This window comes from Bacillus sp. TE8-1 (genome assembly GCF_008368855.1).
GTDB lineage: Bacteria > Bacillota > Bacilli > Bacillales > Bacillaceae_G > Bacillus_A > Bacillus_A cereus.
In genome coordinates this window covers 1-7,621 of sequence record NZ_QPET01000057.1, presented here as the reverse complement: position 1 = coordinate 7,621, position 7,621 = coordinate 1, and the positions used below count along the sequence as shown (strand labels likewise).

Sequence of the window (7,621 nt, the reverse complement as noted above, 5' to 3'; positions counted from 1 at the left end):
GATACTCTGGGATTTCAAAGTGCATCTGGTAAATATATATGAATGTTTTTTTTAGGACATTACTGTAAGTTAGGAAAACATAAATCTGGAAATAAAACTTGATATTCCGGGTTTAACCGAAGATCAGTAGTTGAGGTTGTAAAGTGTATATAATTTTTTTCTAATTTATCTAGTGTTGCCAGATGATGAGTACCTAAGCCACGCTGGATGCTATGTTTAGAAAGAGTAGGCCCAATTTGTAATTTTCGGTTTTTCATAGCTGTATTCCAGGGGCTGTAAAAGAATTTTAAAACGAAAGCAGGATACATGTAAACGATAAATGGATGAGGTGACCAATGCCGCCCTGCCCAATAGTTACCATGTGAATAATGGTGGATTAATCTACCGCCATAGTATGGAGCAGGTGGATTTTGGGGGATTATTCTCCCATGATAACGCTGTTTGACAAGGGGAATTCCGTATCTCGGATCGGTATAACCGTGAGCAGGGTCATCCACCATCAGAATAGTCCTAATAGCATACATCTTTTGCCCTAAAGTGGCAAGAGATGAGAAAAAGGCTTCCTTATCAACACAGCAAAGAAATTCAGTGGTATTTAGCACCATTTTCCATCCCGTAATTTCTTTTTCTATGTTCATTACTTCTTGATCAACTAAAATGGCATCAAACTCTAATACCTTTGATTCACGAATTTCCCAATGAGGTGCAAATAATTTGCATAATTCAACCGAACGATCAGTAGACCCACGATTAATAAGAATGCCATGATCAAATAATTTTGTGTGGTGCATTAACCACCACGGAAGCAGATACTCTTCGTTATAAAAATGAGAAATTAAAGTAGTGTTAATAAAAAGTCCTCCTTTCAAAATTTTGTGGGATATATCCTTATCTAATAAGATATGTTACTTGATCTAAAAAGAATGAAGAAAGATTTTTAACAAAATAGTTATTGTATAATGACAAAAATTAAAGAACCTGTTAGTTATAACAGGTCCTGTGTACAAGGAGTTCAAGGAATACAAGGGAACTGGGTTAGAGAAACCTGTATATTTCTTGACTTAATAGTAATATATCCAAAATAAGTAAAAAAATGAATGAGAGTTAAACACAAATTTTTTATGACCCAAAATAACCCGCTATTTAAAACGGGTTATTTCAATGAGGTGAACAAGGAATTCGAGGAAACTGGACCAAAGAAACCTATGAAATTCCTTGTGATAATAATGTATGCAAAGGAATCAATAAGGTCGATGAAATTTAAACAGAATTCTTATTTAATAAAAAAACCGTGTACAAAAAAATGTACACGATTATATAAAAATTATGTCTTGCGTGCTCATTTCATTCTATGTTTATAGTATGTAAAACGTGATACATTGCAATATATTAAAAGTGCTCTCTGACCAAAACTAATATTGAAAAAGGATACCCAAGATATTATATGTATGTTTTTTAGATATGTGTAAATTTAAAACAAAATCTTTCTTTTACACAACAAAGCAGCTAGTTCATAAAACTAACTGCCTGTTGTACAAAGGAAAAGCCGCACTTACAGAAATAGTTTGTAACTTTAAGTTACAGAAATAGTATGAGCAGATTTGAGAAGGTTATTCGGAAATAAAAGAAAATAAAAAAGAGCAGCTAGCAAAAGCTAACTGCAATGAGAAATTACACCCATGAATTTAGGAGTACAAAATTACATGGTTGATTATAGTATGGACCAAAACATCAAGTTTATGTAACAAAAATAAAAATCGAGCAGTTAATGGGGAAACTACTCGATTCGATACAACCTGGGTAAGAAGCAGAGTGTATTGCGTTTAGTATTAACGGAATATTGAATTTTATTCAGCTTTTAACAAAATCCTTATTCGAAAATTAAAGAGCGCCTTGAGAGGAAGGCGCTCTGACCAAAACTAATGTTGAAAAAGGATGCCCAAGATATTGTATGTATGATTTTTATATAGGTGAAATTTTATAACAAAATCTTTATTTAATTAAAAAGAGCGCTAATCGAGAGCGCGCTCCTTATGCCTCATTATAACGACAGTGACGAACTCACATTAAATAGAAAGGCACTATTATTGTATACGGAAGTATAGGATTAGTGAATGGATTTAGATAAAATCGTTATTTGGGAGAAAAGGGGGAATGGGAATGGCTCTGAATCTTCAATGTGAAATGTGTTCATTCAAATTCAAAATAGGTCAATTTTCTAGTGTTCCGGATATCGCATACTGTCCACATTGCGGAGAGAGTTTCCTCGAATATTATCCGAAACAAGAAGGTGTCCAGTATCAACATAGGGAGAAGAATTTCTTTTATCACCATAAAAAAACCGGGAATGTATGGAATGTATTAATCCAGGAAGATGCATCTAAGAAAGAGTTTTTTGTCGATGTTCAGGGGCCGGAAACAGACAGAGAAGCATTTGAGGCTGTTAAGGAGTTTTTAAAAGCGAAAAAGATGTATCTGCCTTGTACAGTGGTAGGGATTGATAAAAAGTTATAGTTAAATAAAAACGCTATTTTAGTAGAAAGTGAAGATGTTGGTTTTATAAGCATAAGTACATCTGAAATAAAATCCCTCGCCTATTATGAAAAAAGCGAGGGAGAGATGTGAGCCAACTTGTATTGATAGATTACTTATTAATTATAGTAACCAATCCAACCTACTGGCCCCTCATAAGTACAAACTAATTTTCCTGTAACACCGTTCTTTGTATAATTTTCTGGGACCTTTGGAGAATTAAACAACTGAGAAAATTTATGCTTTTTTTGTTCACATTTGTTATCAGAAGCTTTGACCGGTGCATCATTTACTTGTGCCGCAGATACACCAGTAACACCAGAGAACATAATACCAATTGCAAATGTTCCAATAGTTAATTTTTTAAACATAAAAACATCTCCATTCTATCAGTAATTTTCTATCAATTTTTTTATAATTTTGATAGACAGCCCGATTATACCAATAGAAAAAAGAGAAAAATGTAATATTTTGTAGATTATGAAAATAAATTATAAAATTTGACAAAAATGTGACATTTATGTAAGTTGTTCTAATGTTTTGGCGGTACTAGTTTGAACAATATCAGTGAAACTAAATAAAAACTTCATTTTAAACAACAAAGCAGCTAGCCGAAATAGCCAACTGCTTCGTTGTACAATTTTAGAAGTTACAATCGATACGGATATATGTTGTAACAAAAAGTTACAACTATAGTATAAACAAATATCAAAATATTATGCAGGTAAGAAAACTAAACAAAAATTTCATTTTGTAGAAATAAGGAAACTAAAAAAGAGCACCATGCATAAGTGCTCTTTAAGATAGGAGGTAACACTTTGAGCTGGATGGTTAGGTTAAAAGTATATGATATAGAAAAGGAATAAGACCTAAATTTTATTATTAACTCAATATAAAAGAGCAATTAGCTTTTGCTAATTGCTCGGCCCAAGATAATAGACATAGAGTGGGTATTAGTAAAATTGGCTATTCACGAGCCTGTTTACAGTGTAACCAAGATCTTTAAATGTATTCCCTCTTTAAAAACCTTATTCAAACAGTGTTATTTAAAGAGGGAGTGGAGTAATGAAAAAGAATACTTTCCCTTTATACATGAGATGATTTTTTAATTCTCAATATTATATGAGTGTTAAGACAAAAATGTGTAATTAAAAGAGCAGCTAGCAAAAGCTAACTGCTCAGGTAATGGAATATGGTTCGAAATGGGGTGTATATAGTATCGACGGAATATTGAGTTTTATTCATCGGATTATGTTATATGCTTGACGATATAGTCTTTTAGTATCAAAAAACCTGCAAGGAGAAACATTACTTCAATCGAGAACCAAAACATATCTTTTTGAGGCTTTTGAAACTCCGCTATTATGGAAAATGTTAAAAATATGGTAACGATTAATACAATACAGAGTTTAATTATATCGGACATTTAGAGCACTCCTAAAATGTAGTCTTTTTCATTATATAGCTATTTCCAATGTTAAGGAATTTAAAAAGTGTATATGAGAATTTAAACAAAATAATCCTTTTGTTTATAGAAAAACAAGCTACCACGTTTCATTGATTGGAAATCTTTTCTAAGGTATTCTTAAGAGGATGGGAATAGAAAGAATATCTTTGAGAGGAAAGGGATTAATTTATGTTAGGGAATTGGTTTGATAAATTAAAAGAGCCTAAATGTATACATAGATATAAACTTATTAAAAATCATGACAATGAAGATTTTAAAACTGGTAAGATGGGGATAGTTAGTTATTATAAATGTGAAAAGTGTGGGAAAGAGAAGGAAATCAGCAAATATACTAATGATGTTAATAGTGACTATTGGGATATTTAAAATAACATTCGAATATAGTCCGGCTAGAAAACTAGAGGACACCAATTCATTAAAGCAGCAATTAAAGCTGTTTTAGGAATAGGTGTCCTTTTTATTTTGAAAAGGGAGATGGGGAAATGAAGGGGTTAAAGGATCAGTTGCGTGAATGGAAAAAGCAATCGAATCAGACAAAGAAGAAAAAACGAAAAGAGAAATTTAGCACTCGTGAAATTGAAGAGTTAATGGGAGTTCATGGACCACGTTATGAACGAAGATGTGGAGCAATAAGACAAAAGTAATCTAAAAATAAAAAGGGGTGGTCTTACATGACTAAACAATTATCTTTCTTACCAAAAATTGATAGAACAGCGACACAAGAAGAATTAGAAGGTGTTTTGGAAAGTGTACGTATACATAGACAATTTGGGATGATGCGTAAAGAAATGAAAGTCACTCCTTCTTATGAAATACGTGAGCACGGTCCTACACATGCTGTTGGTAAACCGTTAGAAGATGTTGCTATAGCAAATATTCAACAAAGCAAACGAGAAGAGTGGCTTGAAATAATGTCGGTACGTATTGATCAGTTTTTAAATCGATTAGGAAACGGACGTGCAGGAAGTATTCAGAGAGATATTATTTATAAACGTTATTTAGAAGATGAGGACGTGTGTGATTATATGGTTTATAACGAAATAGGGATGTCAGAGCGTACTTATCGACGTTGGAAATCTAAAGCTTTTTATAAACTTGCTTTTGCGCTCGGATTAGAAGTTTACGAGACAGAAGAAACGGGAGGTAATGAATAATGAATTTCGTTCAACCAATACGTGATCCAGAGCAAATACAGCAGCTTAGAGAGTATTTTAAGGAAAAGAGCTTACGTAATTACATTCTCTTCATTATGGGCATTAATACAGGTCTTAGAATCTCGGATATTTTGAAACTGAAGGTAGGAGATGCCAAGGGCAGTCATATATCTATGAGAGAAAAGAAAACAGGGAAACAGAAACGAATACAAATTACTGCAGCACTGAAAAGAGAACTGAAATGGTTTATTGAAGAAAGGGAAGACAATGAGTATTTATTGCAAAGCAGACAAGGTAAGAATCGTCCTATTGGTCGTAGCATGGCATATAAGATATTAAGCGGAGCAGCGGCAGAGTTTGGATTAGATGAAATAGGGACACATACGCTGAGAAAAACATACGGGTATCACATGTACATGCAAACGAAAAACATAGCATTACTTATGGAGATATTCAATCATTCGTCAGAGAAGGTCACGTTACGTTATATAGGTGTAAACCAAGATGCAATGGATAAAGCAATGACTAGGTTTAAAATCTAAGCATTGTGTACTCCTTTTTAAACCTAGAGGTATTGTAGCATTTTGGAAAAAACTCACGCTAAGAGTATGCAAGATTTATACAGTTTTAGTAACAAACAAGAACCCTAAAACCGCTATAGGATAGAAATGTATAAAGAAAGGCATAGATCCATAGAACAAAAAAAGAAGGTTCCTTGATGAGAGTACAGTTTCCTCCCTTTTCCCTGCTAGCGATAATGTTACGTTATGTTAACCTCACATGTATAGAATATAGGTTTTCCGTATTTAAATACAGGGCAGTTGAAACAGGGATTCTCCAACTTTTAAAGAATTATTAATAATAAATTTAAAAAGGGATCAAGGATTCTCCAACTTTTAAAGAATTATTAATAATAAATTTAAAAAGGGATCAAGAATGGTGAAATGAATGGGAAAACAATTCGATTTTTATATAGACGTAGAAGCAGAAAAAAGTATAATAACTAGGCTTCGGACTGCTGGTTGTGTTTTTGCAGAAGTTGAGGCACAATTGCTTATTTCAGAGGCACAAACACCGGAAATACTCGCCGACATGGTGGAACGACGAGTAGCCGGCTTTCCCTTGGAACACATCATTGGGTGGGCAGATTTCTGTGGTATTCGGATAGCAGTGGAACCAGGAGTTTTCGTACCTCGCCGCCGTACCGAGTTTCTTGTCGAACAGGCGGCTTACCTTGCTAGGCCAGGGGCTATCATAGTTGACTTATGTTGCGGCACGGGGGCTGTGGGTACCGCACTGGCTACAGTTTTAGGAGAAATCGAGCTGTATGCAGTCGACATAGACTCAGCCTCAGTAAGATGTGCTCGTCATAATATTAATTGGGTCAACGGTACCGTGTACGAAGGTGATCTCTATCAGCCACTTCCAACTAAACTGTGTGGACACGTTCATATTTTGGTTGCAAACGCACCCTACGTACCTACTGAGGCAATTAAGCTGTTACCTCGAGAAGCACGAAAATATGAGGCAATATTGGCACTCGATGGTGGTGTTGAAGGATTGGATATTCAGAGACGGGTGGCTGCTGAGGCACTACTTTGGCTGGCACCCGGTGGTCATCTACTTGTCGAGACTAGTCAGCGACAGACATTGCAAACTGTTGAGATATTTGCTCAAAACGGGCTAATTCCACAGGTGAAAAATTGTGATGAACTGGATGCTACTGTCATAATCGGAACTAAACCATCTCTTTAGAGTGAATACAGAAAGCTAGATATTACAATGAATAAAGGCTCAAGAATGTATGAATTCCTGGGCCGTTATCTGTACTTCCGATAATGATAAAGATAATTATGTAAATAAGCTGTCCACATGGCAGCTTATTTTATTTTTCCGCATAGCGTAGGTTATTTTGCAAAATGCTGGTGGTATCTCTATACAGTTACTCATAATTTTCGTACTGTGTAACTCAAAAGAGAAAGTTAAATGAAATCAATGATATCAATGGATTCAGTGATAAACTCAGTTACACACAATATAAGATATGGGTAATTCAAAGAGAACTTAAAATGATATATTACTTAGTGAAAATAGTATGGATTAAGAAGATTATGATTTCGAATTGCCAACGTAGAGCAAAAAGATAAGAATTCTTGAATTCAAATGGGAAACTATAAAACTATTAATTTGTATGTAACGATTTTGAAAATGGTCAATGGCATTTTCCTCAAAAGTGGAAAAAATGATATAAAAGCACATAACCGTTTACCGCCCAATACATATAGTGTCAGTGTAGTGATAAGCAAGTACAACATGATTGTAATTACAAAATTAATTCTTATGCTAGCTTGCTCTCATTACTCGCTGTATTTTTAGAAATTTTATTAGTAGTATGAAATTTATTTTTGTATAGGATTGGAGGGGATCTCTTGTCTGGATATGGCTGTGGTTATAGCGGTTATGGCGG

At 34.2% G+C, this 7,621-nt stretch carries 8 protein-coding genes; 6 read left to right on the top strand and 2 right to left on the bottom strand.

The annotated features are described in order from the left end of the window. Window positions 1-59 precede the first annotated feature (59 nt). Complete coding sequence (locus DN404_RS30160; RefSeq protein ID WP_370512809.1) at window positions 60-791, bottom strand: glycosyltransferase family 2 protein; 732 nt, start codon at window positions 789-791, stop codon at window positions 60-62. Between the two features lie 1,369 nt (window positions 792-2,160). Here DN404_RS30160 and DN404_RS30150 point away from each other — a divergent pair. Beyond that, window positions 2,161-2,514 carry a hypothetical protein gene (locus DN404_RS30150; protein WP_149215868.1) on the top strand — a complete coding sequence of 118 codons (354 nt, stop codon included), beginning with the start codon at window positions 2,161-2,163 and terminating at the stop codon, window positions 2,512-2,514. 137 nt (window positions 2,515-2,651) lie between these two features. On the opposite strand, the gene DN404_RS30145 is transcribed toward DN404_RS30150, so the two are convergent. After that, window positions 2,652-2,903, bottom strand: coding sequence for a hypothetical protein (locus tag DN404_RS30145; protein ID WP_149215867.1), 252 nt, complete (start codon window positions 2,901-2,903; stop codon window positions 2,652-2,654). A 1,265-nt stretch (window positions 2,904-4,168) separates the two neighbouring features. On the opposite strand from DN404_RS30145, the gene DN404_RS30140 reads away from it, so the two are divergent. The 5 genes from DN404_RS30140 to DN404_RS30125 all read left to right on the top strand — a co-directional run bounded on the left by DN404_RS30140 (window position 4,169) and on the right by DN404_RS30125 (window position 6,909). Further along, window positions 4,169-4,366: a hypothetical protein gene (locus tag DN404_RS30140; RefSeq protein ID WP_044307561.1), complete on the top strand. Its 198-nt coding sequence runs from the start codon at window positions 4,169-4,171 to the stop codon at window positions 4,364-4,366. Window positions 4,367-4,482: 116 nt separating this feature from the next. Further along, the gene (locus DN404_RS30720; protein WP_179951884.1) at window positions 4,483-4,644 is read left to right on the top strand and encodes a hypothetical protein; all 162 of its coding nucleotides are present in this window, start codon (window positions 4,483-4,485) and stop codon (window positions 4,642-4,644) included. A gap of 27 nt (window positions 4,645-4,671) precedes the next feature. Beyond that, window positions 4,672-5,154, top strand: a complete 483-nt coding sequence (locus DN404_RS30135; RefSeq protein ID WP_149215866.1) for an ArpU family phage packaging/lysis transcriptional regulator — start codon at window positions 4,672-4,674, stop codon at window positions 5,152-5,154. Beyond that, window positions 5,154-5,696, top strand: coding sequence for a site-specific integrase (locus tag DN404_RS30130; protein ID WP_149215865.1), 543 nt, complete (start codon window positions 5,154-5,156; stop codon window positions 5,694-5,696). The genes DN404_RS30135 and DN404_RS30130 overlap by 1 nt, the downstream gene beginning before the upstream one ends. Before the next feature lie 406 nt (window positions 5,697-6,102). Further along, complete coding sequence (locus DN404_RS30125; protein WP_149215864.1) at window positions 6,103-6,909, top strand: putative protein N(5)-glutamine methyltransferase; 807 nt, start codon at window positions 6,103-6,105, stop codon at window positions 6,907-6,909. Window positions 6,910-7,621 lie beyond the last annotated feature (712 nt).

Bases quoted from the DNA above. Each gene is read 5' to 3' on its own strand.
- DN404_RS30140 (WP_044307561.1), top strand. From the start codon at position 4,169: ATGTTAGGGAATTGGTTTGATAAATTAAAAGAGCCTAAATGTATACAT.
- DN404_RS30135 (WP_149215866.1), top strand. From the start codon at position 4,672: ATGACTAAACAATTATCTTTCTTACCAAAAATTGATAGAACAGCGACA.
- DN404_RS30150 (WP_149215868.1), top strand. From the start codon at position 2,161: ATGGCTCTGAATCTTCAATGTGAAATGTGTTCATTCAAATTCAAAATA.
- DN404_RS30125 (WP_149215864.1), top strand. From the start codon at position 6,103: ATGGGAAAACAATTCGATTTTTATATAGACGTAGAAGCAGAAAAAAGT.
- DN404_RS30130 (WP_149215865.1), top strand. From the start codon at position 5,154: ATGAATTTCGTTCAACCAATACGTGATCCAGAGCAAATACAGCAGCTT.
- DN404_RS30160 (WP_370512809.1), bottom strand. From the start codon at position 791: ATGCACCACACAAAATTATTTGATCATGGCATTCTTATTAATCGTGGG.
- DN404_RS30720 (WP_179951884.1), top strand. From the start codon at position 4,483: ATGAAGGGGTTAAAGGATCAGTTGCGTGAATGGAAAAAGCAATCGAAT.
- DN404_RS30145 (WP_149215867.1), bottom strand. From the start codon at position 2,903: ATGTTTAAAAAATTAACTATTGGAACATTTGCAATTGGTATTATGTTC.